The sequence below is a fragment of the Candidatus Poriferisocius sp. genome (assembly GCF_965204145.1).
GTDB lineage: Bacteria > Actinomycetota > Acidimicrobiia > Acidimicrobiales > Bin134 > Poriferisocius.
This window is the reverse complement of the sequence record NZ_OZ241977.1, coordinates 869,863-895,989: the sequence shown is the minus strand read 5'-3', so window position 1 is coordinate 895,989 and position 26,127 is coordinate 869,863. Positions and strand designations below refer to the sequence as shown.

The 26,127-nt window shown below is 65.4% G+C and carries 23 protein-coding genes; 9 read left to right on the top strand and 14 right to left on the bottom strand.

The window, feature by feature from the left end:
* Position 1: 1 nt before the first annotated feature.
* The 3 genes from ACOGI7_RS03945 to ACOGI7_RS03935 are packed head-to-tail and all read right to left on the bottom strand — an operon-like array spanning position 2 to position 5,121.
* The gene (locus ACOGI7_RS03945; RefSeq protein ID WP_419850623.1) at positions 2–1,228 is read right to left on the bottom strand and encodes an ABC transporter ATP-binding protein; all 1,227 of its coding nucleotides are present in this window, start codon (positions 1,226–1,228) and stop codon (positions 2–4) included.
* 6 nt (positions 1,229–1,234) lie between these two features.
* Entirely contained in the window at positions 1,235–2,062 is an 828-nt protein-coding gene (locus tag ACOGI7_RS03940) for an ABC transporter permease (RefSeq protein ID WP_419850622.1), read from the bottom strand.
* A complete protein-coding gene (locus ACOGI7_RS03935; protein WP_419850621.1) occupies positions 2,059–5,121 on the bottom strand; it encodes a glycosyltransferase in 3,063 nt (1,020 codons plus the stop codon). The genes ACOGI7_RS03940 and ACOGI7_RS03935 overlap by 4 nt, the downstream gene beginning before the upstream one ends.
* A gap of 238 nt (positions 5,122–5,359) precedes the next feature.
* Here ACOGI7_RS03935 and ACOGI7_RS03930 point away from each other — a divergent pair, with 238 nt between their 5' ends.
* Entirely contained in the window at positions 5,360–8,332 is a 2,973-nt protein-coding gene (locus ACOGI7_RS03930; protein WP_419850620.1) for a SpoIID/LytB domain-containing protein, read from the top strand.
* A 6-nt stretch (positions 8,333–8,338) separates the two neighbouring features.
* Here the strand turns inward: ACOGI7_RS03930 and rfbD are convergent, their stop codons facing one another.
* The 4 genes from rfbD to ACOGI7_RS03910 are packed head-to-tail and all read right to left on the bottom strand — an operon-like array spanning position 8,339 to position 11,824.
* The gene (rfbD, locus tag ACOGI7_RS03925; RefSeq protein WP_419850619.1) at positions 8,339–9,184 is read right to left on the bottom strand and encodes a dTDP-4-dehydrorhamnose reductase; all 846 of its coding nucleotides are present in this window, start codon (positions 9,182–9,184) and stop codon (positions 8,339–8,341) included.
* Between the two features lie 13 nt (positions 9,185–9,197).
* On the bottom strand, positions 9,198–10,160 hold the full coding sequence (gene rfbB, locus ACOGI7_RS03920; RefSeq protein ID WP_419850618.1) for a dTDP-glucose 4,6-dehydratase: 963 nt from the start codon (positions 10,158–10,160) through the stop codon (positions 9,198–9,200).
* The gene (locus ACOGI7_RS03915) at positions 10,157–10,729 is read right to left on the bottom strand and encodes a dTDP-4-dehydrorhamnose 3,5-epimerase family protein (protein WP_419850617.1); all 573 of its coding nucleotides are present in this window, start codon (positions 10,727–10,729) and stop codon (positions 10,157–10,159) included. Before ACOGI7_RS03915 ends, rfbB begins: the two co-directional genes overlap by 4 nt.
* Before the next feature lie 12 nt (positions 10,730–10,741).
* Positions 10,742–11,824 carry a glucose-1-phosphate thymidylyltransferase gene (locus tag ACOGI7_RS03910; protein WP_419850616.1) on the bottom strand — a complete coding sequence of 361 codons (1,083 nt, stop codon included), beginning with the start codon at positions 11,822–11,824 and terminating at the stop codon, positions 10,742–10,744.
* A 160-nt stretch (positions 11,825–11,984) separates the two neighbouring features.
* On the opposite strand from ACOGI7_RS03910, the gene ACOGI7_RS03905 reads away from it, so the two are divergent.
* Positions 11,985–12,263 carry a type II toxin-antitoxin system Phd/YefM family antitoxin gene (locus tag ACOGI7_RS03905; protein WP_419850615.1) on the top strand — a complete coding sequence of 93 codons (279 nt, stop codon included), beginning with the start codon at positions 11,985–11,987 and terminating at the stop codon, positions 12,261–12,263.
* A gap of 42 nt (positions 12,264–12,305) precedes the next feature.
* Positions 12,306–12,743, top strand: coding sequence for a type II toxin-antitoxin system VapC family toxin (locus ACOGI7_RS03900; protein ID WP_419850614.1), 438 nt, complete (start codon positions 12,306–12,308; stop codon positions 12,741–12,743).
* Positions 12,744–13,118: 375 nt separating this feature from the next.
* On the opposite strand, the gene ACOGI7_RS03895 is transcribed toward ACOGI7_RS03900, so the two are convergent.
* On the bottom strand, positions 13,119–15,014 hold the full coding sequence (locus ACOGI7_RS03895) for a hypothetical protein (RefSeq protein ID WP_419850613.1): 1,896 nt from the start codon (positions 15,012–15,014) through the stop codon (positions 13,119–13,121).
* A gap of 44 nt (positions 15,015–15,058) precedes the next feature.
* Between ACOGI7_RS03895 and ACOGI7_RS03890 the strand changes: the two genes are divergently transcribed.
* Positions 15,059–16,447 carry a hypothetical protein gene (locus ACOGI7_RS03890; RefSeq protein WP_419850612.1) on the top strand — a complete coding sequence of 463 codons (1,389 nt, stop codon included), beginning with the start codon at positions 15,059–15,061 and terminating at the stop codon, positions 16,445–16,447.
* 78 nt (positions 16,448–16,525) lie between these two features.
* Here the strand turns inward: ACOGI7_RS03890 and ACOGI7_RS03885 are convergent, their stop codons facing one another.
* From ACOGI7_RS03885 to ACOGI7_RS03875, 3 genes are read right to left on the bottom strand one after another with little or no spacing between them, the layout of a single operon-like run.
* Positions 16,526–17,521: a Gfo/Idh/MocA family protein gene (locus ACOGI7_RS03885; protein ID WP_419850611.1), complete on the bottom strand. Its 996-nt coding sequence runs from the start codon at positions 17,519–17,521 to the stop codon at positions 16,526–16,528.
* Complete coding sequence (locus tag ACOGI7_RS03880) at positions 17,518–18,573, bottom strand: DegT/DnrJ/EryC1/StrS family aminotransferase (RefSeq protein ID WP_419850610.1); 1,056 nt, start codon at positions 18,571–18,573, stop codon at positions 17,518–17,520. Before ACOGI7_RS03880 ends, ACOGI7_RS03885 begins: the two co-directional genes overlap by 4 nt.
* Positions 18,570–19,163: an acyltransferase gene (locus ACOGI7_RS03875; RefSeq protein ID WP_419850609.1), complete on the bottom strand. Its 594-nt coding sequence runs from the start codon at positions 19,161–19,163 to the stop codon at positions 18,570–18,572. The genes ACOGI7_RS03880 and ACOGI7_RS03875 overlap by 4 nt, the downstream gene beginning before the upstream one ends.
* Before the next feature lie 32 nt (positions 19,164–19,195).
* Here ACOGI7_RS03875 and ACOGI7_RS03870 point away from each other — a divergent pair, with 32 nt between their 5' ends.
* A complete protein-coding gene (locus ACOGI7_RS03870; RefSeq protein ID WP_419850608.1) occupies positions 19,196–19,897 on the top strand; it encodes a glycosyltransferase family 2 protein in 702 nt (233 codons plus the stop codon).
* A complete protein-coding gene (locus ACOGI7_RS03865; protein ID WP_419850607.1) occupies positions 19,894–20,259 on the top strand; it encodes a DUF2304 domain-containing protein in 366 nt (121 codons plus the stop codon). Before ACOGI7_RS03870 ends, ACOGI7_RS03865 begins: the two co-directional genes overlap by 4 nt.
* A gap of 35 nt (positions 20,260–20,294) precedes the next feature.
* On the opposite strand, the gene moeB is transcribed toward ACOGI7_RS03865, so the two are convergent.
* Positions 20,295–21,458, bottom strand: coding sequence for a molybdopterin-synthase adenylyltransferase MoeB (gene moeB / locus ACOGI7_RS03860; protein ID WP_419850606.1), 1,164 nt, complete (start codon positions 21,456–21,458; stop codon positions 20,295–20,297).
* Between the two features lie 103 nt (positions 21,459–21,561).
* On the bottom strand, positions 21,562–22,335 hold the full coding sequence (locus ACOGI7_RS03855) for an SIR2 family NAD-dependent protein deacylase (protein WP_419850605.1): 774 nt from the start codon (positions 22,333–22,335) through the stop codon (positions 21,562–21,564).
* A 107-nt stretch (positions 22,336–22,442) separates the two neighbouring features.
* Between ACOGI7_RS03855 and ACOGI7_RS03850 the strand changes: the two genes are divergently transcribed.
* From ACOGI7_RS03850 to ACOGI7_RS03840, 3 genes are read left to right on the top strand one after another with little or no spacing between them, the layout of a single operon-like run.
* Positions 22,443–22,868, top strand: coding sequence for a hypothetical protein (locus tag ACOGI7_RS03850; protein ID WP_419850604.1), 426 nt, complete (start codon positions 22,443–22,445; stop codon positions 22,866–22,868).
* Positions 22,869–22,905: 37 nt separating this feature from the next.
* Positions 22,906–24,093 (top strand): hypothetical protein, encoded by a 1,188-nt coding sequence (locus ACOGI7_RS03845; protein WP_419850603.1) that lies wholly within the window; start codon positions 22,906–22,908, stop codon positions 24,091–24,093.
* A 39-nt stretch (positions 24,094–24,132) separates the two neighbouring features.
* On the top strand, positions 24,133–24,645 hold the full coding sequence (locus ACOGI7_RS03840) for a MauE/DoxX family redox-associated membrane protein (protein ID WP_419850602.1): 513 nt from the start codon (positions 24,133–24,135) through the stop codon (positions 24,643–24,645).
* Here the strand turns inward: ACOGI7_RS03840 and ACOGI7_RS03835 are convergent.
* Positions 24,608–26,077, bottom strand: a complete 1,470-nt coding sequence (locus ACOGI7_RS03835) for a leucyl aminopeptidase (protein WP_419850601.1) — start codon at positions 26,075–26,077, stop codon at positions 24,608–24,610. The genes ACOGI7_RS03840 and ACOGI7_RS03835 overlap by 38 nt on opposite strands.
* Between the last annotated feature and the right edge of the window lie 50 nt (positions 26,078–26,127).

Here is a 26,127-nt window from a genome sequence, read left to right as displayed (position 1 = left end):
CTCAGGCTCCAGCCCGCCAGTCGCCCTCCAGGTTCAACAGCCCGTTGGCCTGCGGGTCGGGCTCACCGGAAATCTGGAGCCAGAACTCCCGGGCTCGGCGGTCATAGAGAAACGAGGCGTCGGAGTCCTGCACGGCGGCGTTGACGTGAAACGCCCCCGAGCGGAACGGGATGCGGTTGAGGCGAAACTCAACCCACCCCTCACCGTCCACCTTGCCGGGTCGGAACCCGCCGACATGGGAGCGGGGTCCGGCCAGATGGAGGTTGTTGTGGTCGTAGAACCCCAGTGAGAACACCGGGTCTTCAACCGGCTCGGAGGCGGAGTAGTGGATGCGCACGACCAGCGGGTCTCCCGACGCGAACGACTTGGGCCGATGCCCGGCCTCATCGAAGAACTCCAGGTTTGTGATGCGCAGTGGTGTGTCCCCCTCGGCGTCGGAGCGGGGACGGTGGCCCACCGAGGTGGCCCCCTCGGTGTCGATGGTGTCGAGGTAGGCGTTGACCACATCCTGGGGGTCGCCGACGGCAGCCAATAGCCCGCGGTTGAGCCAGGCCATCTGATCGCAGTTGGCCCGCAGCATCCCCAGGTCGTGGCTCACCAGCACGATGGTCACCCCCTGGGACCGCAGCGATTCCAAGTGGCTGAAGCAGCGAAGCTGGAACTCCTCGTCGCCCACCGCCACCACCTCGTCGACGATGAGGATCTCAGGGTCCACGTGGACGGCAACCGCGAAGCCCAGCCTCACGTACATGCCGCTGGAGTAGATCTTCACCGGGCTGTCGATGAACTCCTCCAACCCGGCAAACTCCACGATCTGCTCGACACGGTCGTCGATTTGGGCCTTGGGCACGCCCAGCACCGAGGCGTTGAGGTAGATGTTCTCCCGGCCGCTCAGTGCGGGGTGGAAGCCAGCCCCCAGCTCCAAGAGGGCCGACGTCCGGCCCTTGATCTCCACGCGGCCCTCGGTGGGCCGGTAGATCCCAGCCATAACCCGCAACAGGGTGGACTTTCCCGAGCCGTTGCGTCCCACCAGCCCGTACATAGAACCTCGGGGCACCTCCAAGCTGATGTCTTGAAGCGCCCAGAACGGCTCGCTGCGCACCCGGCGGAACGGGCGGCCCGATCCGGGGCGCAGCCCAGTCCACGCTTCCTTCAGGCTGAGGGGCCGGTCCAAGGTCAGCCGGAAGCGCTTGGACACTCCCTCCACGACCACTGCGTTCTCACCCATTGCCTACTACAGCTCCTCGGCGATATCGCGGGTTCGGACCTTGAACATCAGCCAGCCGCCCGCGCCCACCGCCAGCGAGATCAGCGCCATGAGCCCCAATCGAAGCACACCGGGCCAGTCCAGCCCGTACAACAGCTCCCGGGAGGCCTCGGTGAACTGCGACAACGGATTCAACCGGATGATGTCCCGCACCGGCAGCCCCATGGCCCGCTCGGGGATCAACGACAGCGGATAGACGATCGGCGTCACGTAGAAGAGAAACTGCAGAGCAATGGTGGACAGGTAGCCCACGTCCCGATAGCGCACGTTCCACACGCTGAGCATCAGACCGATCCCCAAGGCGAAGATCGACAAGAACACCAGGAGAACGGGCCACAGCAAGAAGGTCCAGCTCACATTGACCAGACAGATGAGGATAAGCATCAAGATGGACGCCTCGATGGCCGCTTGGAACAGCACGGTGAAAAGGGCGGCGACGGCCGGAGCCTCCGGGGGGAAGTACACCTTGCCCAGCAGCGAGCCCAGATCCAACAACGCGCTCATGGCCCCGGTGATCACCCCGTAGAAGGCGTTCCACATGACCAGCGCGCAAAACAGGTAGAGGGCGAAGTTGTCGAAGCGGCCGTTGCCGGCCCGAGGGGGGTCGAACTTCAACAGCACGCCGAACACCAGGGCGTAGATGGCCAAGGTGGCCGCCGGGTTGAGCATCGACCACAGCCACCCCAGCACCGATCGCTTGTAGCGCGAGCCCAGCTCCCGCTGCACCAGGCGGCCGATCAGCTCCCGGTAGCCCCAGATCTCAAGGACGCCGCCCCGGCTCGTCGCCAGGTTCATAGCCCGGACTCGGGGTTGCACAAGTAGTCGTACACGCCGCCCAGGTTCTGCTCCCAGCGGGCGTGGCGGGCGGCAATGTCGGCCAGGCCCTGTTTGGCCAACCGTTGGCGACGGTGCTGGTCCCCCACCAAAGCAACAATCTCAGTCGCCAGCCCGTCGGCAGTCTGGGGCGACTGCATGCAGTTGTGGTCGTGGCGCAGCAGCCAATCACCCGCCGGGTTCTCGAACGCCACCACCGCGGTGCCGCACGCCATCAGCTCCAGCGGCAGATAGGAGGGGTGCTCGGAGGTGGTGAGGGCCACGCCGATGTCGCAGGTTCGGTACAGCGGGCCGGTCTCCCGGTAGTCGAGTTGGCCCATATGGGTGATGAGGGAGTCCATGTGCTCGGGGAAGGCCCACGATCCCGCGGTCACAATGCGCACGTCGTCGGCGAGCTCGTCTTTCACCAGGCGCACCGCCCGGGCGGCCAACTCCCAGCAGTTGCGCAGATGGCCGGGGCGGGCATAGATGAACACGGTCACCGAGCGGTCGGGATCAGGGTCGATGCGGTTGCGGGCATGGAAAACCGAGTCGTCCACCGCGGGCCAGAAATGATCGGCCACTCCCCCGTAGCGATCCCGGTAGATGTCGGCGAGGTGGCCGGTGTTGCACAGCCCGTAGAGCCCCAGCCGGTAGCTGTGCTCGGCCAGGGCGTAGAGCGTGCCCGCCGGGTAGAACATGGGCTCGAAATCCTGGATCAAGTAGAAGCGGCGAGTCTGATCAGGCGTACGAGCCGCGAAATAGGCGGTGGTCCACATGGTGGCGATGGCCGCATCGGCCGGGGGAACGTCGCCGGGATCGAAGGCGAAGGAGTCGTGGTAGGCGATGGGGCTGTCGGCCAGCGACCGGAAGGCCGCGGAGATTCCCGACCGGTACCACCGCTCGTCGTGGTCGATGGGACCGGTCATCACCATGAACCGGTTCTCCACCCCGTGGTTGCGAGCCAGATGGTCGGCCAGCCGGAACACGGTGTGGATGCCGCCGTAGAAGGGGTTCTGGAACTCGGGCACAAACCAGTTGACGGTTCTCACCTCGCGTCGGCCCTGCACTGCTCGATGTCCTTGGCGGACCGACTCGGCCAACTCCCGATCGGCCTCGGAGGCGAAGGCCAGCGCGTGGGCCTCCCCGGCCTCGTTGCGCTGGTAGAAGATGTCCATCGGCCGACCCAGCATCTCGGTGAGCTGGTTCAGCACTCCCGGTTTCTCCTCGCAGTGCACCATCGGCTCGGGGTGGGCGGCACTGAGGTTCGGGGAGAAGTAGGGGTCGCCGCCCATCAGCCAGCGCTGATAGGCCCAGTAGCTGGCGAACACATCGCCGTCGGGGATCTCCGCGCCCCGGGTGGCCGACTCCTTGTGGGTGATCGGGGTGGCCGCCGACACCACGTTGCGGTATCCGGCCTGCCGAGCCCGCAATCCGAGCACCACATCGCTGCCGCAGAGCTCCAAACGCTCGTCGAACCCGCCGACCTCCTCGAACACCGAACGGCGCACGGCCAGACAGGCGCCGGTCACCGCTACTGCGTTGCGGGTCCAATCAGTGGATCCCAAAAGGCTGTCGGAATGCGGGGGCATGCCCTGGAACAGGTGGCCGGCCAGCCCGGTCATGCCGATGACCGCCCCGCCGTGCTGAATCAGGCCCTCGTCGTCGATGAGCTGGAGGCCGACGACGCCGACCTCGGGTCGCTGAGCCCAGCCGCTGAGGTTGTCCAGCCATCCGGGATGACCGGGCGAGGTGTCGTCGTTCAAGAAGACCAGTACTTCTCCGGTGGCTTGGCCCGCCGCCCGATTGTTGACCGCGGAGTAGTTGAACGGCTCCTCCCACCAGATGACCTCGGGGTTCAGATCAGCGGCTCGAGCCCGGTACCAGGCTTCGTTGTCGTCGCTGCGGCCGCCGTTGTCCACGATGATGAGCTCAACGGCAGGGTGTTTGGCTGAGCGCACCAAGTCGAATGCGCCCTCCAGCAAGTCTCGATTGTGGCGGGTGGCGATAATGGCGCTGACCGGCGCATCCCGAGCGGGCTCCCACGCCAGGTTGACGCCGCTGGCCCCCGCCTCGGCCCGGGCCGGCCAGCCCTGCTGAGACAGCCAGCGGTTCACCAGCTCCAGGTGGTGGGATTCGATGCGGTCGTCGCGGCGGTCGATGGTCTGAAGCACCGCAGGCAGGCGGCATACTTGCTGGTCGGCGACTTCCAGCCCCAACAGCAGATCCCACCAAAGGGAGTCGTCGGTGGCCCCGGCATCGCGGTAGCGCAGGGCGGCTTCGGCTCGAAGACATCGGGCCCGAACGGCAAAGGCCCGTCCGATGTAGTTGGCGCACACCAGGAGATCGGGCGACCAGCCCGGTTTGAAACGGGGCCGGCTCAGGCGGTCCAGGTCATCTTCGAAATACACGCCCTCCGGCATCCCCGCGAGGTACCACTCCCATACCTCGGCCAGATCGGCCAGGTCATCGTCCCAATACAGCAACTCCAGCCATGGGTCGCGCCACGCGGCCTGTGCGATTTGGAACACAGCATCGGGCCGAAGCCGGTCGCCAGACCGCAGCAGCACCACCAGATCCCGGGGACAGTCCTGCGACAGCCGGTCGAACTCCTCGGCCAGCCCGCCAACCTCGACTTTGACCACCTCGACCAGGCCCCACGACTGGTTGTGCAGCGACGTCTCGGTGGCGGCCACGTCGCCGCCGTCGTCCACCACCAGCCCCCACACCTTGAGCGGTCGGATCCACTCGTCAAACCACTGCCGCTGAATGGCCAGGACACTGGGATCGGCCGGCAGCCGGCAGAACCACTCTCGATAGGTCACACCGGCCGGCTGGCGCGGCGGTACTGGTTCCGGCTCAGGCTCGGCTTCGTCCGCTGACGCCTCGGCATGGGGCTCCGCAGGCTCGGCGGGCGGCTCTGCTGCCCGAGTGCGGCTGGCCGCGCGGCGGGCATCCCGGACAATCGCCATCATCCCGCTGACCAGTCGTCGGCGGCGGGTATCCCGGGGCAGAGCTCGCTCAAGAAGACGACGAACCACTACGACACCCTACCTGTACTCCCGGTTTCGCCTTCACCCGAGGCGCCTTGAACGGCCCCGAAAACCACGGCTGGTTTCAAGGTGTACTTGATGGCAAGGGCCGAAGCTGGGAGACTTGGCCAGCGGGCGGCCAACCGGTTTTGGACGTTCTATGCCTAGGCAGCGGTTGACGGTGCTGAACCGCCCTCGCTTATCCCAGCTATTCGCCGCCACGTCAACTCTCCTTGTCGCGGCGTCATTGCTGGTCGCAGCCCCGTTCACTGCCCAGAAAAGTGCCAGCTCCCAGCCAGTTCTCGTCGCCGACCCGTCGGCCACCGCCACATTCACCGGAAGCGGCTGGGGCCATGGCGTGGGGATGAGCCAGTGGGGAGGCCTGGCTCGTGCTCAGGCCGGGCACAGCGCCGCCCAGATACTGGGCTTCTATTACGAGAACACCGCGTTGGTGGACAACTACGGCCGCCCGCCCGGCGAATCGGGGCCAGCGCCCACCCCCGAAGTATCGACTCCCGCAACGGGCACGGCCGCGATACCGACTTCTCCCGGGGACACCGCCCAGGTGTTGTTGGCCACCACCGACACCACCACCCTCACCCCCGAAGGGATCAACCGGATCACCGTCGACAACCAGAACATCCCGGTCGGCGGCCAGGACGCGGCCCGGCCCGCACCTGGAACCCCCATCACCTTCACCCACCACGACGATCACTGGCATATCAGCTACAACGGCATCGACATCTGTCCCAATGGCTGCATCGGACAGACCGCCCAACTCCACTTCGCCACCGACACTGCCGTGGCCGTGTCCACCACCGGCCGCTCCTACTCCCACGGCCGCATCAACCTCATCACTACTGCGGCAGACCCGAACCGCTTCCACATCACCATCGACTCCCTCACCGTCGAGAAGTTCCTCGACGACCCCCACAACGACCCCGCTGCTCCCGTGTCCAACGGCGAACTGCCCGAGGACTCGGTGCGGTTCGTGCTGGCCACTGCCGAGGCGACCACGCTCACCCCTGAGGGCCTGAATCGGATCACCATCGACGATGAGAACATCACTCACAGCGGTCTCGACGCGGTCCGGGCACCAGCCGGAACCCCTGTCGTCATCACCCGAGTCGGTGGCCTTTGGCGCATCCGGTACGGCAATGTCGACATATGCGGCAACGGCTGCTCGGGGCAGACCGTCCAACTCCACTTCGGCACCGGCACCGCCGTGGCCGTGTCCACTACCGGCCGCTCCTACTCCCACGGCCGCATCAACCTCATCGCCGTTGCCGGAGACCCGAACCGCTTCCGGATTGCACTGGACTCCTTGACCATCGAGAAGTTCTTCAGCGATCCCCACAGCGCGCTTCCCACATCGGCGGGCACACCCCCCGCAACACCAGAGCCGGTGATCCAAACTCCGCCTCAGCCGGTGCATCCTGAAGACGCCATCCGCATCCATCTGAGCACCACCACCAGCACCCGGCTGACCCCCTCAGGGGCAAATCGCATCACGGTCGACGGCCAAGGCGATATCCGAGTGCCCGCGGGGAGTTCGGTCACGGTCGCTCGCCACGTCGGCCACTGGCATTTCACCATCAACGGCACCGACGTGTGCGGCAACGGCTGTTCCGGGCAGACCGCCCAGCTCCACTTCGCCACCGGCACCTCGATAAGGGTGTCCAACACCGGCCACTCCTACTCCCACGGCCGCATCAACCTGGTGCCCGCGGGGGGAGACCCCGGAACCTTCTATGTGATCCTCGATTCCCTTCCCATGGAGAAGTATCTGCGGGGCATCGCCGAGACGCCCATGAACTGGCCGCTGCCCATCCACGAGGCTCAGGCCATTGCCGCCCGCAGCTACGCCAGCGCCACGCTCCGAGAACGGCGGGCCTCGAGCTCGTGGAACCGGCCCTTCGACCTCTACGCCACCGTGTGGGACCAGGCATTTGTGGGAGACCTCCGGGAAAAGCACGCCGACGCCGCCACCTGGCTCCGAGCGGTGGAGAACACCGCGGGCCAGATCCTTCAACACGGCGGCGCCCCCATTCGAGCGTTCTATTCGGCCTCCAACGGCGGCCACACCGAGCGGAGCGGGTACGTGTTCTCCGCTGACCTCCCCTACCTGCCGTCCAAACCCGATCCCTTTGACACCCAAGGCGGCAATCCCTATGCCTCGTGGTCGCGGTCCTACACCGTGGCCGACCTCAACCGGTGGTTGAACGACCACTCCGACACCGCGGTAGGCCGCCTGATCAGCATGGAGATATTGGACAACGTCGGGAACTCGGGACGGCTCGACAAGGCGAGAATCAAGATCACCGGAACCTCCCGCTCAGTCACCATCACCGGGAACCGGCTTCAGAGCCGGATGAACACCGCAGCCCGCGAGAGCGGGAAAAACCAACTCCTCTCCACCCTGTTCACCTTCTCGGTTCCCCCGGCGACGGTCGACGTCGAGCGCGTGGAGCCGCTAGATCCGGGGGAAACCCCCCCTATAGAACAGATTCCGGCCGACGAGAAGTTCTACTCGGGCGTCATTGACGGCCCCGATTTCTGTTTGAACCGGAGTCTGGGCGGGCCGATCACCTACGCCTTCGACAGCGACAGCGACGGGATCGCCGATGTGTGCTCGCTGCCCCGCACCCGCCGAGAGGCGGTGGCCCACCAGCGGACTCTGGAGCGTCTGGCGTTGGTGGAGCGAGAGATATTCACCGCCCGCTTCGCCGAAGAGTGCCGGTCGGTGGCCGAGACATTCGGCGAGCCCGACAAAGAATCCGCCGACGAGTGCCAGCAGTTCCGGGAGTTCGCCGGCAATGCGCCCGGCGAGCTCTCCCAGTCGAACGGCGGAACGGGCACCCAGACACAGACGACCGAAGATAACCCCGATTCCTATGACGCCGACGAGCGGATGTTCTATTCCGGCATCATCGACGACCCGAACTTCTGCCTCAACTTCAGCCTCGGGGGTCCGACCACCTATGCCTTCGACAGCGACACCGACGGCGTGGCCGATGTCTGCGCCCTGCCCCGAACCCGCCGGGAAGCAGTAGCCCGCCAGAAGGCTCTAGAGCACCTGGCCGATGCCTCCGCCGAACTGGAAACCCTCTACAGCGCCTTCTTCATCGTGCACTGCCACGAGGGGCCCAAAACGCTGGGCGAGCGTGACAAGGAAGCCGATGACGCCTGCGAGCCCCACATCCGGTTGGGAGCGGTGTAGGGCCGTCTAGTTGATCAGCTCGCTCACCAGTCGGGCCAAGGGCGCCCGGTAGTCGCCAGGGCGGGCAATGTCGGCCAAAGCCAGCGCCCGATTCTCCAGCACCGAATTGGCTGGTCGAGGGGCGGCCCGGGGCGGAACAAGCTCGGCGGTTGTGATGGGCTCCACCCGTTCAGGGTCGAGGCCCGCCGCAACCATCACCTCACGGGCAAACTCATACCAAGAGGCCTCCCCCTGGTTGGTCACGTGGTACAGCCCCGGTCGTCGGTCCACACACAGCCGCTCGATCACCGTGGCCACATCGGGCGTGAACGACGGCGAGCCCCGCTGGTCGCTCACGAATCGCAGCGATCCGCCCTCGGCCGCCAGTCGCAGCACGGTGCCCACCATGTTGGTTCCGTGCCGGCCGCACAGCCATGAGGTTCGCACCACGGTGGCGTCATGGCCGGCCTCCTGCTCGCCGGCCCGCTTGCTGGCCCCGTACACCGACCGGGGATCGGGCCGGTCCCACTCGTGATAGGGCTCGGCCTTCTCGCCGGAGAACACATAGTCGGTGGAAACGTGGCAGAGGTGGCCGCCGAACCGGCGAGTGGCCTCGGCCAGGTGGCGCACCGCCCAGGCGTTGACCCCATAGGCCCGCTCCGCGTCGGTTTCGCAGGCGTCCACTGCGGTATACGCCGCGCAGTTGACCACCGTGTCGGGCTGGACGGCGCCCACGACTCCGAGCACTTGGCCGCGTTGGGAGATGTCCAGATCTTGGCGGCTGGCGGCGACGATCTCGTGGCCTGAGGCGGCGAACCGCTCCGCCACGTCGCGGCCCAGTTGCCCGGCTGCCCCGGTGACCAAGACCTTCACGGCCCTGCGGCCCTCATGTTGCCGCCTTCTTGAGCGGTTCCCACCACCAGCGGTTCTCCCGATACCAGTCCACGGTGACAGCCAGGGCTTCCTCCAGATCGCGCGATGGCGACCACCCCAGCTTGCTGATCTTGGCCGCGTCCACCGAATAGCGCCGGTCGTGGCCCAGCCGGTCGTCCACGTAGTGGATGAACGATTCGTCTCGACCGCACAGCGCCAGCAACCGGCGGGTCAGCTCCCGGTTGGTGAGCTCGTTTCCCCCTGCGACGTTGTAGATCTCCCCGTGCTGTCCTTGGCGCAACACCAGGTCGATGGCCGCGCAGTTGTCGTCCACATGGCACCAGTCCCGCACGTTCAGGCCATCGCCGTACAGGGGCACGGTCAGCCCGTCGAGCAGGTTGGTGGTGAACAGGGGGATGAGCTTCTCGGGATGCTGATAGGGGCCGAAGTTGTTGGACGACCGGGTGACCGCCACCGGCAGGCCGAACGTCTCCCGATAGGCGAGCGCGATCAAGTCCGCCCCGGCTTTGGACGCCGAGTAGGGCGAGCGGGGCTCCAGCCGGTTGGTCTCGGCGAACGACCCCTCGTCGATCGACCCGTACACCTCGTCGGTGGACACCTGCACCACCATGCCCATCTCCAACAGCCGGGCGGTGTCGCACACCACATTGGTGCCGTCGCAGTTGGTGCGCACGAAGGCGTCGGGGCCGACGATGGAGCGGTCCACGTGGCTCTCGGCCGCAAAGTGGACCACCGCATCGCAGCCCGCCATGGCTTCGGCCACCCCGTCCCGGTCGCACACATCGCCCTGGATGAAGGCCATCCGGGGGTCGTCTTCCAGGTCTCGCAGGTTGTCGCGGTTGCCGGCATAGGTGAGGGCGTCGTACACCACGACATCGTCGTCGGTGTGGGCCAGCACCCAGCGCACATAGTTGGAGCCGATGAACCCGGCGCCACCGGTAACGAAGAGCCTCACGTTGCGTCCGAGCGCCCGAACCGGGGAATCAGGTGATCGGGGATGTCCGAGCGGCGGGGATTGGACTGGTCCCGCACCGACAAGACGGGGCTGTCCACCCCCCAATCAGCCCCGACCTCCGGGTCATCCCAGGCCACCCCGAGTTCGTCGGCGGGGTTGTAGTAGCCGTCCACGAGGTAGCTGATGGTCATGTCCGACAACGCGGCAAACCCGTGGGCCACCCCCGGCGGTATGTACACCCCCCGGTGGTGGTTGACGCCATCGGGTTCGGTGCCCAAGGGCAGCGCCACGGTGCGCCCGTCGGTGGGCGAGCCTGATCGAAGATCGTGAAGCACCACTCGGGCCTGTCCCACTGGCACATACCAGTAGTCGGCCTGGTGGAGGTGGTAGTGCAAACCCACCACCGAGCCCGCCCTCCGGTCGCCCCGGTTGGCCTGGACCATTTCTCGGACCCCTGGAATCCACTCCCGCCGGTAGGTCTCCACAAACACGCCCCGCTCGTCTCCATGGATCTCGGGGGACACGATGAACACGCCCGAAATCGCCTCACAGGGGCTTACTTCGGCCACTACAACTATCCCCTATCCCAGTTCCAGATGAGAGTGGTCGCCCAACATGAGCCGGGAAGCCTGGCGGCGCTCTGGCGACCGGGTCACATGAACGTGTTGGCCGATCAAAGAGTCGGTGATCCGGCTCGTGCCATCGATGCGGCAGCCTTCGAGCACCACCGAGTGGTCCAGTTCGGCGTCGGTGATCACACATTCGTCGCCAATGGAGGTGTAAGGGCCTATAAACGTGTTCTCAACTCGGGTGTTCGCTCCGATCACCGCCGGGCCTCGCACGGTGGAATTCACGATTTTGGCCCCCTCCGACACCACCACGCGCCCTTCAACCTTTGAGGCGTCGTCCACGGCTCCGTCCACCTGGCGGACCACAGTGTCGAGCACCAGTCGATTGCACTCCAGCAGGGGGTCCTTCTTGCCGGTGTCAATCCACCATCCGTCCAGCATCTGGTGGCTCACCCGGTAGCCGTTTCGGATGAGCCAGTCGATGGCATCGGTGATCTCCAGTTCGCCCCGGGCCGACGGCTCGATGGCTGCTACCGCGTCGTGGATGGAGGGGTCGAAAATGTACACCCCCACCAAGGCCAGATTGGAGGGTGGGTCGGCGGGCTTTTCCACCAGGTTGACCACATCGCCATCGGGGCCCAGCTCTGCTACGCCGAACGACGACGGGTTGTCCACCGGGGTCAGCAGGATCTGCGCCTGGCTCTGGCTTGCTCCCTCTCCTTGTCCCTGCTCGAACCCCTCGACGAACTCGGCCAGCCCCTGCTCCAGCATGTTGTCGCCCAGGTACATGACGAAGCAGTCGTCGCCCAGAAAGTCCCGGGCAATGAGCACACAGTGGGCCAGACCGAGCGGCGCCTCCTGGCGGATGTAGGACACGCTCACCCCGAAGCGCGAGCCGTCGCCCACCGCTTCCTGGATCTCCTGGTGGGTGTCGCCCACCACGATGGCGATATCGGTGATTCCCGCGGCAGCCATGTCTTCGATGCCGTAGTACAGCACCGGCTTGTTGGCGATGGGCACCAGCTGTTTGGCCCGGGTGTGGGTCAGCGGACGCAGCCTCGTCCCCTCGCCTCCCGACAGGATCAACCCCTTCATTGGCTGCACAGTGTACGGCCCCTCTGTCAGTGCCGTACTAGCAACTGGCATCCCCATCCCATGGTGGATGGCCGGCACTGAAGTGCCAGAGGACTAGGGCCTGCTGACAAACGCCGGAAAAGTAGTTGTGCAATTCGTGTCGGACATGTACAGTTGCTTTGTGGGGGAAGTTCCCGAAGTCAAGATGATCCCGATCAGCGAGTTCCGCCAGAAGTGCCTCTCGCTGCTTCCTGCCGTGTCGGAGGGAGGCGGCGAGATCATCGTCACCCGGCGCGGCAAGCCCTTGGCGGTCGTCTCACCGATCCCCCAGAGCAGGTCCGACAGCATCTACGGGCTCTATGGCGACGGCGAAATCGTCTATCCAGAACCTGCCTCGCCTGTCTACTCCGATGATGAGTGGGATGAGGTCGTTGATGCGTGGGATGCCAACATCGAATAGAAGCGGGCGACTGGAGTTGGCCACAACGGCAACGGTCGCGAGATGAGAAAACTAGTCGTGCTCGATACGCACATTCTCATTGCGTATGTGCGCGGGACCCTTGGAGATGGCGGCAAGGCTGGATCCTTGTTCGACGCCTTGCGAGAGGCAGAGGAGAACCGCGGCTTGGTTGTGTCGGCCGCCACCTTCTGGGAAATCGAGTTGATCCGCCGCAGCCCCAGAAACGATCTGAGCGCGCTTCCTGCGACTGATGCCCTGATCTGGTCTCTCAGGTCGAAGGGGGTGGCTACTGTCCCCGTTACTCCCGAGATTGCTGTCCACGCGGTATGCCTGCTCAACGAGGGCTTCCACAAGGATCCGATGGACCAGTTCATAACCGCTACTGCGATCTCAGAGAACGCCGCCCTCGCTACCCAAGACCGCGCCATCAGAAAATGGGCCGCCGAGTTCGGCGCGCCCCGGCTGACCCCATTCGACTGAGCGGTCCCGCATTTGCCAAGCCCGAAAAGCCAGATAGACAACCAGCACCCCTATCGCCGACACGTTGGTCGGCTTGAGCCACACCCCCCCCCCCCCGCCAACCAGGCCCAGCGCATACCACACCAGCGCCAAGCCCGCCGCCAGCCATGCTGCACCTAGCAGACGAAACGCAGACGGTGCCTTCAGCACATAGTCGAGGTGTTGAAGTTCATCCACCGGAGAAAGAGCCGGGTGGTCTGAAGCCTGCAACACCACAATTCCCATCACCACCGCCAGAACGCCGACGAGAACAGCCCAAGGCGCTCTCAGAATGGCCACCACCCGTTTCAGGGTGTGCGCTCGTTCCATCTCAGACAACTCGATCAACCCGCTTAGCTAGGGCTTGGCCCGGCAATCAGACTCCACCGTTCCCTCCACGTTCCAGCTGTCGGGATTGCCCGCATGCACGTAGAGCACCTCGCTGGCGAGGGGCCTGGTCCTGTCGATGGTCGTGGTGAGCCGGTCGATCTCGAACCACGGGTGGGCCGGGTCCCATCTGACCCGGTACCAGGTGGCGTCGTCCACCGGATCCCATTGCCAGGTGTACGACGTGGAGGTGGCAGTGCAGGTCACATTCGGCTTGCCTGGCGGAGCGGTGCGACAGGCCTTGCTGCCGGAAGGGCCGCTGTCCCAGGCTTCAGCGCTTCCCGCCTGGACATACAGCACTGCTCGGGCGTTGGCCGGCTGGTCGGACAAGGTCAAGGTTGTGCCCTCGTGCTCCTCCCACGACCGCCCGTCGAAGCTGACGTGATACGTCGATTCGTCGTCCACCTCGTTCCACCGCCAGAAATAGGACGTCGACGTGGTGGAACACCACACCCCCATGGTGGTCTCACTGTCGGGAGACACGGCAATGGCAATGTTCGGGCCGTACCACAGCACGCCGGCCAGCATGGCGACCGCGGTCACACAGGCCAGGATCCCGACCAGCACCGGGGCGAGGATGTGGCGGCGCAGCACCGGGGCGAACGCAGCGGCGGCAAACGGCAGGATGGCCAGGCCGTAGCGGGACGGGGCAACGACGTCGAGGCCCAGGGCGGAGTAGAACGAGAGCATGGTGACGATGCCCATGCCCACCATGGCGGCGAACACCCCGGCCACGAGGGCCCGATAGGCCGATTTGGCCGCTGTGAGCGCCACTGCGATGCCCAGGATCCCGATGAGGCCCACATCCATGATCCCGCCCAGCGGCGCGAGCACACTGGCCGGAAGGCCTTCGGGGATCCACTGATCCCGAAACGGGGTGAGCACCGCGCGGAACTGGTCGTCCACCGAGGTCCACTGGAACGAATGGTGACGCAGCCAGGTGAGCACCGGAAGATCTTCCTCTTCGTGCAGTTGCCGGTAGTCCTGCCACAGTCGCCAAACCAGCACCGAGGCAAGGGTGACCGCCACCGAGGTACACAGCACCCACACCCGCTCTTGCAGCCGGGCAGGGTTTCGCTGGTCGCGCTGTTGCCATATGCGGAATGCCAGATACACGATCAGCACTCCCACCGCCAGCGAGTTGGTCAACTTCAACCACACCGCGATCGCCGAGGCGACGGTCACCCACCACCACGGCCACCGGCCCGACTCCCACTTCAACAGCGCCACCAGAACCAGACCGCCCCCCAACAGGGCGGTGGCGTCGGGGTTCAACATCGCCGATGCGTGAACCACGATGGGCGACACCCCGAACAATCCCACCACCGCGGCCCGGCCCCACACACCCACATTCACCAGGCCCAGCGCATACCACAACAGCGCCAAGCCGGCGGCCAGCCACACCGCGCCCACCAGCCGATAGGCCACCAAGGAGCTGTCAACCCCGGGCAGTCGGAGCACCACCTCCCCGGCCAGCGCAGTCGCCGAGTAGTACACCGGGGTGTGCAGGTGCGCCGTGTTGTATCCGTTGGAGTGGGATCGAGTGGGATCGGGCAGCGGGTCACCGCATTCCGACAGCCGGGGCGTGCCCGGCTCCCATCCCGGAAAATCGATTCCCCGGCAGGCCACCTCCCTCATGGCCTCCAGCCCATACTGCTCGCCGATGCGCACACCAGCCGATGGGGCTTTCAACGCGTAGTCAAAGTGCTGAAGCTCATCGACCCGAGACAGCTTCGGATGGTCGCGCACCTGCAACACCACGATGGCCACAACCACGGCCAGCACCCCGATGAGCACGGCAACATTGATCTTCGGTATCGAGGCAATTCTCGCCGACATGCGGCTGGCCAGCGATACTCGATTCACGCCCGGCAAACTAATGCACGAGAACCTGTGTCTACGCTTGGGGGGTGTTTGCCGGGAATCGGGACCGCGTTGCCCTGGCAGCACTGCTCTTGGCGTTGGCAGTGCTGGTGGGGCTGCACGTGCGGGATCACCCGGCCCTGTCCCACATCGACGAGCTCCAGCACATGGACTACGCCCTCAAATCGCCATTCCATGTGCCCCGCCACGGAGACACCATCGGACAGGAGGCCATGGAGGAAGCCGCCTGCCGGGGTATTGACTATCCCCTGAGGCTGTCGATCGATGCCCTGAACGACTGGCTGCATCTGACCGGCGAACGGGGAATCGAAACCCTCAACCCCGGCAGCATCCCCCGGGTGCAGTTACCCCCCTGCGAGTCGCAGGAGCTGACTCCCGACCGATTCCCGAACTGGGGGCTCAACACCGCATCCACCCACCCTCCGGTGTACTACACCACCACCGCGCTGGCCGCCGAGGCTTTCGATGCGGTTCCCGGAGTCGACAGCAAGGCAACGGGCGCCCGGCTGGTGGGAATTCTGTGGCTTGGGGCCGCGGCGGTGGTGCTTTGGTACGTCCTGGGCAGCCTTGGAGCGTCGATTTGGTCGAAGGCCCTCTTGATCGGCTTCCTGGCCGTCTCACCTCGGCTGCTGCACGAGTCCTCCATCATCAACCCCGACACCACCGCCCTGCTGGGCGGGGCGCTCGTGCTCGCCGCCACGCTGCGCTGGGAGGCCGGTCGGGCACCAGGATGGCTCGTGCCGCTGGCTGCCATGGCGGCCATCTGGCTCAAGTTCACCAACGCGTTCGCGGTCGGCGCGGCAGTCCTGTACCTGGGAGTCCGGGCCTGGCAACAGCGCGACAGCTTCACCCGCGGGCAAATGCAGAGATGGCTGGCGGTCGCCGGAACAGCAGTCATCCTGACGCTGGCGTCGGTGATCTCCTGGACGGCCGTCCAGGAGGCACGAGGTCTGATCCCCCCCGAGCAGCTGCCGACCAACGCCATCTACCAGGTGGACAGCTTCCAATGGGACAATCTCGGAGACGAGCTGTTCTCGGCGCTCACTCCCCTGCGAGATCCCTTTGTCCCCGAAACCCTCCCCCGGAACCTATTGGAGCCGCTGGGCGACCTCATCAACCTGCTCCTCCTCGCCGGGCTGGGCTCGGTGGCGCTCTTCTCAGCCAGGGGTTCGAAGCACCGGGCCCTCGCCGCGGCCGCCGCCGCGGCCATGATCGCCACCGGCGTGGTGACGATGGTCACGTCGTATCTCTCGGTCAGCGTCTATTTCGACACCAATCCCCGATACGGCCTGTCATTGCTGCCGATCGCCATCGCATCCCTTGCGCCGGTGCTCGACAATCGGGTCATCCGCGGGTTGTTGACCGCAGTCGTCCTTGCCACCGCAGGAGCCGTGCTTGCCGGAGTCGTCTCCTGAGCAAAGCGCCGCGACCCGGCGCTGCCGCCGCCGCGGCCATGATCGTCACCGGCGTTTCGGAGACTCGCCGGCTGTCCCTCACTCGCTCAGGTTGACCGTTGAGCGGGTGTCCGCGGCGTGAAGGAGCGCGTCGGTCAGCTTGATGGCCTTCAGCCCCTCGGCAAGCGAGGCGATCTCGGTGGGAACCCCCAGCACGGCATCTCGGAATGCGCACAGTTCCGCCCACAGGGGTTCGTGTTTCTCCAAGGCATACCTTTTGATCTCGCCCTCCGTTGTTCCCCGGAACGTGGCGAGCTCATCCCACATCGTGGCGTGGCCATGGGCATAGAGCGCCAGATCGGCGGTCAACAGGTCAGCGGCCAAGACCCCTCGCTCGCCGTTCACGACGACCCTTCGCTCCTTCTGGGGAGTCATCCAATTGACCAGGTGGTTGACGATCACCCCGTTGCGAAGACGCCCCACGGCAGCGACGAAGTCCTCTCGACCGTGCCCTGGCCGAGCGCCAGTGTGGGCGCTCACCGTCTGATAGTCCGACTCCATCACCCATTGCGTCAGATCGACGTCGTGGCTGGCAAGGTCCCTGACCACTCCCACGTTGGGCACGTTGTCGGGAAGCGGACCCTGTCGACTGGTGGCAATCTGAAAGACATCGCCGATCTCGCCCTCGCCCAGGCGCTGCTTCAGGTTCATCAGCGCGGGATTGAACCGTTCGACGAAACCGGTGGCGGCCACCACGCCGGCAGCCTCAAAGGCATCGACAAGATTCGACCCTTCGGCGCAGTTCACCGCCAAGGGTTTCTCAATCAGGGTGGGCACACCGGCGTCGGCGAGACGCAAACCGGCTTTCTCGTGTTCCTCGGTGGGGACGGCCACGATGCACATCTGGATGCCCAGCTCAAGCAGGGCCTCCAACGAGGGGAGCAGCGGGACTCCCCTCGGACAGTCTCGGGGATTTCCGAACGGGTCGGCAGCTCCGACGAGCTCGACACCTTCCAGACTTCCCAACACCCGGGCGTGGCGCGCTCCCATCGCCCCCAATCCCAGCAAGCCGGCGCGGAGGGGCGAAGCGGTCACGACTCGACAACCTCGACGACTCTGGCAATGTCGGCTTCGCTCATATGGGGGCCCACGGGGATCGACACCACCGCCGAGGCGGCCTCCTCCGCGTTGGGGAGTGGGTAGCCGTCGTGGCGATAGATCGGGAAATCGCTCAGCGGATTGGGGTAATAGACCCGGGCATCAATCCCCGACTCCCTCAGGCGGGCCAGCACAGCATCGCGATTTGAGCTTGACAGCGTGTACTGGTGGTAGACGTGCCGAGCATCAGCCACAACAGTCGGAATTCGGTGCTTGGTGATCATATTGTCGTATGTTCGAGCATTCTTTAGGCGTTGTTCTGTCAACTCTGTCAGCCTCGTGAGCTGGACTCGGCCTATCGCGGCCGCCACTGCGGTCATTCGGAAATTGAATCCGGTCATCTCATACCGATAGGCAGCGTCCATTCCCTGATTTCGAATGATGGCGGCCTTCTCAGCCGCCTGCGAGTCTCTGAACACCGCCATTCCCCCCTCGCCGGTTGTCATGTTCTTGGTGGCGTGGAAGCTGAAGGCAGCTGCATCTCCGAAGGCACCGCAGGGTATGTCGCCGCTGCTCGCCCCATGGGCTTGGGCCGCGTCTTCGATCACTGCCAGTCCGTGTCGTTCGGCGAGCACGAGCAATTCCGCCATGGGCGCGGGGTGTCCGTAAAGATGCACTGGCATTATCGCCGCCGTTCGACTCGTCAGGCGTTCGCGAACTGAATTCGGGCAAAGGCAGAACGTAACCGGATCAACGTCGGCCAAGACCGGTGACGCTCCGACAAGAAGGACTGCGTTCGCGGTTCCCCCGAATGTGAAACCGGGGACAATGACCTCGTCTCCCTCGCCGATTCCCAGGGCAGCCAAGCAGGTGATCAACGCCGAAGTGCCTGAATTGACAGCAATACAGAGACGGCCGTCAATTATTTCGCTGAATTCCTGTTCGAACCGCTCTACTTCCTCACCCCCGGTCAGCATGCCCGAAGAGAGAGCGGAGACGGCTGCGGCAATCTCCGCTTCGGTAAGAGATGGCTGTGATATCGGAATCAACCGACTGTCCCTTCGAGGCCGTCTGCTCCTTCACGATAGGCATTGCCGCTGACGGGACAGCACCACACGCCGTCCGCCTCGCTAATCAACCGATGGCCCGCTTCCCCGACCCATCCCACCCTCTTGGCCGGAATGCCGACTACCAGCGCATACGGCTCCACGTCACCAGCCACCACTGCGCCGGCACCGATCATGGCCCACATCCCGATGGAGACTCCCGCTTGAACGATTGCCCCCGCTCCGATGGACGCCCCTCTCGCAACATTCGCCCCTTGCCGATTCCACGAGCCTCTGGCGACAATTGAATCGTCTGGGCTTATGGCACGCGGATTTCGATCATTAATGATTAGGGCATTTGGTCCAATGAATACCCCATCGCCGATTGCTGAAGGGCCATACAGTCTTGCCGCATCCTGAATCTTGCAGTTGTCCCCAATCAACACATCTGAATCAACATAAACCAAACGGCCAACCACACAATTCTCGCCGATTGTCGCCCCTGATCTGACAACTGTTCCTGGCCAAATCACCGTTCCTTCGCCAACAATTGCTCCTTGTTCGACAACGGCTTCGGGCTTGACATCAGGCATATGTGATCATTTGCATCATCTATGCTTCGCCTGTGCCCAGGCTAATCGCGGTGATCCCGGCATACAACGAGGCCGAGACCATCCAGGACGTGGTAGCCGACCTCGGCACCGCGTATGGCGACGAGATTGCGGTGGTGGTCGTCGACGACGGTTCTTCCGACGACACCGGATCGCTCGCCGCGACTGCTGGTGCGGTGGTCCTGCGCCAACCGGTCAACTTGGGGGCGGGAGCGGCGCTGCGCTTGGGCTTCCGCTATGCCACCCAGAGGGAATGGGACACTGCTCTGGTGATCGCGGCAGACGGACAGCACATCGCCGCGGAAGTCCCTGCCCTTCTCGCCGCCCGAGCTGATGGCGCCGATCTGGTGGTCGGCAGCCGATTCCACCCGGATTCCACCGCGTCGTACCCGGTATCCCGGCTTCGGCGGGCAGCCATGAGGCTGGCCAGCAGGATTCTCCGGCATCGCCACGGCATTTCTCTCACCGACCCAACATCGGGATTCTGGGCATTGTCACGACCGTGTGTGGAGATGTTCTCCCGCCAGCTCCCGTCGAGGTTCCTCGATGACACGCTGATCGGGCTGTCCTTGGCCGTCCGGGCCGGTCTGGAAATCACCGAGGTGCCCTCCGCCATGGTCGTCCGCCAGGGTGGTCGGCCCTCTACCAGGGGATTGACCTTGGTCTACCACTACGCCCGAACCCTTCTTGCCCTCTCAATCGGAGGTCGATCATGAGCCTTACCGCTCGAATCGTTTCCGCCCTGCTGGCCGCAGTGGTGGTGGCCATCATTCTCAAGCTCCAGCGGCGGGGAGGCATGGTCTCCAAGTACGGGCTGCTGTGGATGGCCACCTCGGCGGTGATGCTGGTGATGGCGGCGGCCCCCGACGTGGTCGACACGGTCGGCAGCTGGCTCGGTGTGGAGTACACGCCGTCGCTGGTGTTCATGGCTGCCCTGGGCTTTGTGCTGATCGTTCTGGTGCAGTACTCGTGGGAGCTCAGCCGGGTCGAGCAGCGAGTCCAAGTGCTGATGGAGGAGGTGGCGCTGCTGCGCCGAGAACTTGAGGACCAGAGAGAAGAAGCCGAGTCTGAGGGCTAGTTGACCGGCGCGGGGGTGGCCGATTTGGGCGACGGCTAGACCACTGGAGCGGGGGCGCAGAGGCCGTCGAGTTCTACCACCTGGATCTTGTCGCGATTCTCCCAGGTGATGGGCTGATCCGGGTCGGGACGCAGCTTGTACTCCCGGAACGACATCTCGCTGGCGTCGAATGCCAGCAGCCGTCCCACCAGGGTGTCGCCGTGGCCCAGGATCAGCTTGATGGCCTCCAACGCCTGAATCGACCCCACGATGCCGGGCAGCACGCCCAGCACCCCGGCTTCCGCGCAGCTCGGGGCCATCTCGGCGGGAGGCGGCTCGGGAATCATGTCGCGGTACGTGGGACCGCTGCGGGGGTCGAACACCGTGACCTGGCCCTCGAACCGGAAGATCGACCCGTGGACCACGGGAATGCCCAGCTTCACCGAGGCGTCGTTGAGCATGTAGCGAACCGGGAAGTTGTCGGCGCCGTCCACGATCACGTCGTAGTCCTTGATGATGTCGACGATGTTGTCGGCCCCCAGCCGCACGTCGTAGGTCACCACGTTCACATCCGGGTTCAAGGCATTGAGGGTCTTCTTGGCCGAGTCCACCTTGCGATCCCCCACCCGGTCGAGGTTGTGGAGGATCTGACGCTGGAGGTTGGAGGCGTCCACCACGTCCATGTCCACGATCCCCACGGTGCCCACGCCCGCGGCGGCCAGGTACAGGGCCGCAGGCGAGCCCAGCCCGCCCGCGCCCAGACACAGGACCTTGGCCTCCAGCAGCTTGATCTGCCCCTCTGTGCCCACCTCAGGCAGCAGCAGGTGGCGGTGGTAGCGATTGCGCTGGTCCGGGGTCAGCGCCACCGGCAGGGCCCAATCCCGACCTTCGTCCTTCCAGCGGTTGAACCCGCCGTCCATGGACACCACGTCGGCGTAGCCCATTTCCTGAAGGGTCTGAGCGGCGAACGCCGAGCGCACGCCGCCCGCGCACATGGCCACCACCGGTGTGTCCTTGTCGGGCAGGCGGTTCTCCACGTTGGGTTCGAGATTGCCCCGGGGTATGTGTACGGAGCCGGGTATCGCCCCTTGCTCAAACTCGTCGGGCTCTCGCACATCCAGGAGCACGGCTCCGGCCGCCAGCATCTTTTCGGCGCCGGCCGGGTCGGTCTCCCGGATCACGGCCTTGGCCTCTCTCAACAGATTTCTGAACGTGGACATGGCGACGGTCACCTCGATCGTGGCGGGACATCGGGTCAGGCGTTATAGAGGGGAATTCCCCACAAATCCTACCGAGTTAGTCCGATTTTACCAATCCCCAAAGTCACGCCGCCACGATCAATGGCAGCGCCTCGCTGATCGAGGCCGGCACGACCACGGCGGCGAGGCCGTCAAACGGAGTGGGCTCGGCGTTCAGGATCACCACCTGAGCGCCGGCCTGATGGGCAATGGGGACCACGTTGGCAATCGGGTACACCGTGAGCGTGGAACCCACCGCCAGCAACACGTCGCAAGCCATGGCAGCCTGCTCCGACCGGTGCAGGTCGGCCATCACCAGGTTTTGGCCGAAGGAGATGGTGGCCGACTTCAGGATTCCGCCGCAGATCCGGCACGGTGGGTCGGCCTCCCCCGCTCTCACCCGCTCCAAGGCGTACTCCATCGGGGCAGTGTCCCCGCAGTCGAGGCAGCGGACCTTGGACGTAGTGCCATGGATCTCCACCAACCGATCCTCCGAGGTGCCCGCCGCCCGATGAAGGCCGTCGACGTTCTGGGTGATCAGCGTGTGCAGCTTGCCTTGCCGCTCCAGCTCCACCAGCGCCCGGTGGCCTGGGTTGGGTGCCTTGCCCTCCCACATCGACCCCTCGGCCAGCCGCTGCCAGTTGCGCTTGCGCAGCTCGGGATCAGACACATACGACGACAGCGTGGCCGTCTTCTCCGCCTCGGGGTTCTTGGTCCACAGCCCCTCCGGGCCGCGGAAATCGGGAATGCCGCTATCGGTGGAGATTCCCGCCCCGGTGAGCACGACCACCCTCGTCGCGGGACCCAACACTGCTCGGGCCGCCTCCATCTCCCCGCCCAACTCTTCGATCGGCTGCATGAATGCCCTAACTAAGCCTTGACAGAATTATATGAAAATAGGCAAAATACACTTAAATCTTCCCCTTTGTACCTGGCAAAGCACTAGCTGGCAGAAATGATCCTCTCATGACATCCCCCTTCTTGCATTCTTCTCTGTGGATTGAACCGTGGCGAGATCTCATCACCGAAGAGAACGGGCACGATCCCCGATCGAGGTACGTGGAGGAGTTCTGGCTCGGGGTCATCGGCCCCACCGCCGCATGGCTGATGCGTCATGTGGCCCACGAGTTCGACAGCTCCCCTGACGGCTTCGAACTCCCCGTGGCCCCCATCGCCCTGCAACTGGGGATCAGCCCCAAGGCCGGTCCCCGCGGCGGCCTTCATCGGACCATGCACCGCTTGGTGATGTTCCGCCTGGCCTCGGAGAGCCACGCCGGCTATGCCATCCGCCGCCGGCTCCCCCCGCTCAACAACGCCCAGCTCCGCCGACTGCCCGAGCACCTCCGGAGATCCCACTCCTCCTATTACGCCCTTCCCGAGCCTGCAGCCTGAGGCGGTCGCAGACCCACGGAGCCGCTAGACATAGCGCATGGACAATGACCTGAGGGCCTCCTGGGACCGGCTGTGCGACGGCCTCAAGCAGTCGGCCGACTACGTGTTCGACCCGGCACGGGGGGCAGATCCCTCCGAGCAGGCCGAGGGCTTGCGCCACCACCTGAGGATGCTGTTTTGGGCCTATGACCGGATCGTGGAGAACAACGATCCCAACCATCCCGAGCTGGGCTGGGTGTACCCCTTCAAGGTGGGCCAGGACAATCCCGATGCGATGTACATGACCGCACCGGTGGACCTGAGCCACACCTACCGCCTCACCGGCCGCATCGACACGGTGCGCTACCTGGGACTGTCGCTGATGGACCACCGCTTCGGCCGAGGGCGCATCACCCAGCTCGTCGACGTCGGCAGCCCCGATCTGACCGACATCGGCGATGGACGCATAAACGTGGTCTTCAGCCCCGACCCCGACCCCGGCGACCACACAGGCGACTGGTTCCAAGTCGAGCCGATCGAGTGCCGGCTGTTCGTGCGCCAGTTCTTCTCCGACTGGGCCGCCGAGAGCCAAGCCGAGCTCTATTTCGAATGCCTCGACCCGTCAGGTCCGCCCGCCCGGCTCGATCCGGTGCGGACTTGCGAGCTGTTCGACGAGTTGGCCCGGGAAGTGGACACCGTGCCCAAGTTCTGGACCGACTTCGCCGGGGGTCAGCGCGACCGGGGTCAAATCAACTCCTTCGACCATGTTCCCGCCCACAAGGTGAGCCAGAGCGCCCAGGGGGGAAGCGAAAAGCAGTCGTACGGGCAGTGCTGGTATGAGGTGGGCCCCGACGAGGCCCTTCTGTTCGAAGTGACCCCGCCCGACTGCCTGTACTGGAACATCCAGGTGGGCGACACCTGGTATCAGAGTCTCGACTACATCAACCTCCCCACCACCATGAACGACTCCCAAGCCCGCCTCGACCCCGACGGCGTGTTAAGGGTGGTGATCTCCCATCAAGACCCCGGCATTCAAAACTGGATTGCGTTGGGCGGCTGCCCCCAAGGGGCCATCACCTACCGGTGGAACAACGCGGAGACCGCGCCGGTGCCCACACTGAGGCTCATGGCGGTCGCCGAGGTCGAAGCCTGCCTCCACCCCGACACCCCCCGGCTCAGCGCCGACGACCGCGCCGCCGCCGGTGCCGAGCGCCGCCGCCACGCCCTGCGCCGCTTCACCAGATAGCCCATGGAGATCCCTCAGCCCACGGAGATCAGATAGCCCATGGAGTACGTAGCCGCGGTCTATCTGATAGCCGCGGTCCTGCTGGGCGCGGCAGGAGCCTCAAAAGCAGTCACCCCTGAACCGGCGTCGGCTGCGCTGGCCCGCCTCGAGCTCTATCACCGCCGATGGGCGGTGCGACTGCTGGGCCTGGTGGAGCTGGCGGTGGCGGTGAGCGCCTTCATCTTGGGCGGCGTGGTGCCCGCCACTGCCCTCGCCGCGCTCTACGCCGGATTCGCCGTGGTGGCCGCAGCCATGGTCCGGTCGGGCTCAGCAGAGCCCTGCGGCTGCTTCGGCCGCATCGAGATGCCCGCCACCTGGCGCCATGTGGTGGTGAACATCCTGGCCGCCTTGGTAGGACTCACCGCCGCCTCTTGGCCGGTAGAAGCCATCGACAAGCTGTTCGACACCCAGCAATGGCTGCTCGCCCCCTTCGCCGTAGTAGTGGCTGGCGGGGCCTTCGGGATTTTCGCCTGGCTCAGTCGTCGTCCGAAGCCGAGGGCGGCTCGAAGTTGACCAGGGCGTCGAGGAGCATTCGGACGCCGAAGCCGGTGCCGCCTTTGGAGGTTTCGGCATCTTCGGCGTCGGTGAAGGCGGGGCCGGCGATGTCGAGGTGGGCCCAGGGGATGCCCTCTTCCACGAAGTTGGACAAGAACAGCCCGGCGGTCAGCGCCCCGCCGTGGGGGCCGCCGATGTTCTTCATGTCGGCCACCGACGAGTCGAGCTGGGCCTTGTAGTCGTCGGGCAGCGGGAGCCGCCACACCCGCTCGCCGGTGCGCTCGGCGGCGTCGGCCAGCTGGTCGATCCACACCTCGTTGTTGCCCATGAGCCCGGCCACCTTGGGGCCCAGCGCCACCATGCACGCCCCGGTGAGGGTGGCCAGATCGACAATGGCGTCGGGCTCGGCCCGGCAGGCCAGCGACAGGGCGTCGGCCAGCACCAGGCGGCCCTCGGCGTCGGTGTTGAGCACCTCCACCGTCTTGCCGTTGGCCATGGTGAGCACGTCGCCGGGCCGAGTGGCGTCTCCCCCCAGCATGTTGTCGGTCATCGGCACATAGCCGGTGACCTTAACCGGTGGCGCCACCGCGGCGATGGCGGCCATCACGCCCAACACCGCCGCTCCCCCGCTCATGTCGCACTTCATGGTCATCATCCCGGTGCCGGTCTTGATCGACAGGCCACCGGAGTCGAAGGTGAGGCCCTTGCCCACCAGCGCCACCGACCCCCGGCACTCGGCCTCGGGATCGGGTTCATACGACACCTCCACAAACCGGGGCGGCTGCTCCGACCCCCGATTCACCCCAAGGAGGCCACCCAGCTCGGCCTCGCGGATGGCATCCAGATCGAGCACGGTGATCTCCAGGCCCTCCCGCTCGGCCATCTCCTCGGCCAGCTCAGCGAACCGGGTGGGGGTAAGCGAACCGCCGGGCTCGTTCACCAGATCGCGCACGAAGCACACCGCCTCGGCCACCCGCCGGCCTTGCTCCAGCGCCTCGGTTACCGCCCGGCCCCCCGGGCCGATGACATGCACGTTCTCCAGCTTGTTGGGCTTGGGCTGCGACTTGAAGTCGCCGTAGGAATAGGCCCCCAGCGTCATGCCCTCGGCCAGTGCCCCCAGCGCCTCGGCACGGTCAATGCTGTCGGGCACGGCGTCGAGCACCGACACCGCGATGCGCCGCATTCGCTTGGCCGACCGGGCCAACGAGGCCGCCGCTTTGCGGATCACCGCCGCGGTGATCTTGTCCGCCGGCCCTAGCCCGACCGCCGCGATGGGCCGATCTCCCCCCGACACGATCTCCACTTGTCCGGCTTTGGCCTCGAACCCCCGGCCGTCGAGCACTCCCCAATCCAGATCGTCGGGCCGCTCGGCGTCGCCGCCCGAGCACACCCCCACGGCGTGTACTTCGGCGCTGGCCGGGATTTTTCTGCCGGTACGGAACGCGATCACCAGATCTCCTCGGGTTGGTTCAAGCCCCTGCGATGATATCCGGCACCAAT

Excerpts from the sequence above, each read along its gene's own strand:
- ACOGI7_RS03945 (WP_419850623.1), bottom strand. The coding sequence starts at position 1,228 with ATGGGTGAGAACGCAGTGGTCGTGGAGGGAGTGTCCAAGCGCTTCCGG.
- ACOGI7_RS03940 (WP_419850622.1), bottom strand. The coding sequence starts at position 2,062 with ATGAACCTGGCGACGAGCCGGGGCGGCGTCCTTGAGATCTGGGGCTAC.
- ACOGI7_RS03910 (WP_419850616.1), bottom strand. The coding sequence starts at position 11,824 with ATGAAGGGGTTGATCCTGTCGGGAGGCGAGGGGACGAGGCTGCGTCCG.
- ACOGI7_RS03900 (WP_419850614.1), top strand. The coding sequence starts at position 12,306 with ATGAGAAAACTAGTCGTGCTCGATACGCACATTCTCATTGCGTATGTG.
- ACOGI7_RS03875 (WP_419850609.1), bottom strand. The coding sequence starts at position 19,163 with ATGCCTGATGTCAAGCCCGAAGCCGTTGTCGAACAAGGAGCAATTGTT.
- ACOGI7_RS03865 (WP_419850607.1), top strand. The coding sequence starts at position 19,894 with ATGAGCCTTACCGCTCGAATCGTTTCCGCCCTGCTGGCCGCAGTGGTG.
- moeB (WP_419850606.1), bottom strand. The coding sequence starts at position 21,458 with ATGTCCACGTTCAGAAATCTGTTGAGAGAGGCCAAGGCCGTGATCCGG.
- ACOGI7_RS03855 (WP_419850605.1), bottom strand. The coding sequence starts at position 22,335 with ATGCAGCCGATCGAAGAGTTGGGCGGGGAGATGGAGGCGGCCCGAGCA.
- ACOGI7_RS03850 (WP_419850604.1), top strand. The coding sequence starts at position 22,443 with ATGACATCCCCCTTCTTGCATTCTTCTCTGTGGATTGAACCGTGGCGA.
- ACOGI7_RS03845 (WP_419850603.1), top strand. The coding sequence starts at position 22,906 with ATGGACAATGACCTGAGGGCCTCCTGGGACCGGCTGTGCGACGGCCTC.
- ACOGI7_RS03840 (WP_419850602.1), top strand. The coding sequence starts at position 24,133 with ATGGAGTACGTAGCCGCGGTCTATCTGATAGCCGCGGTCCTGCTGGGC.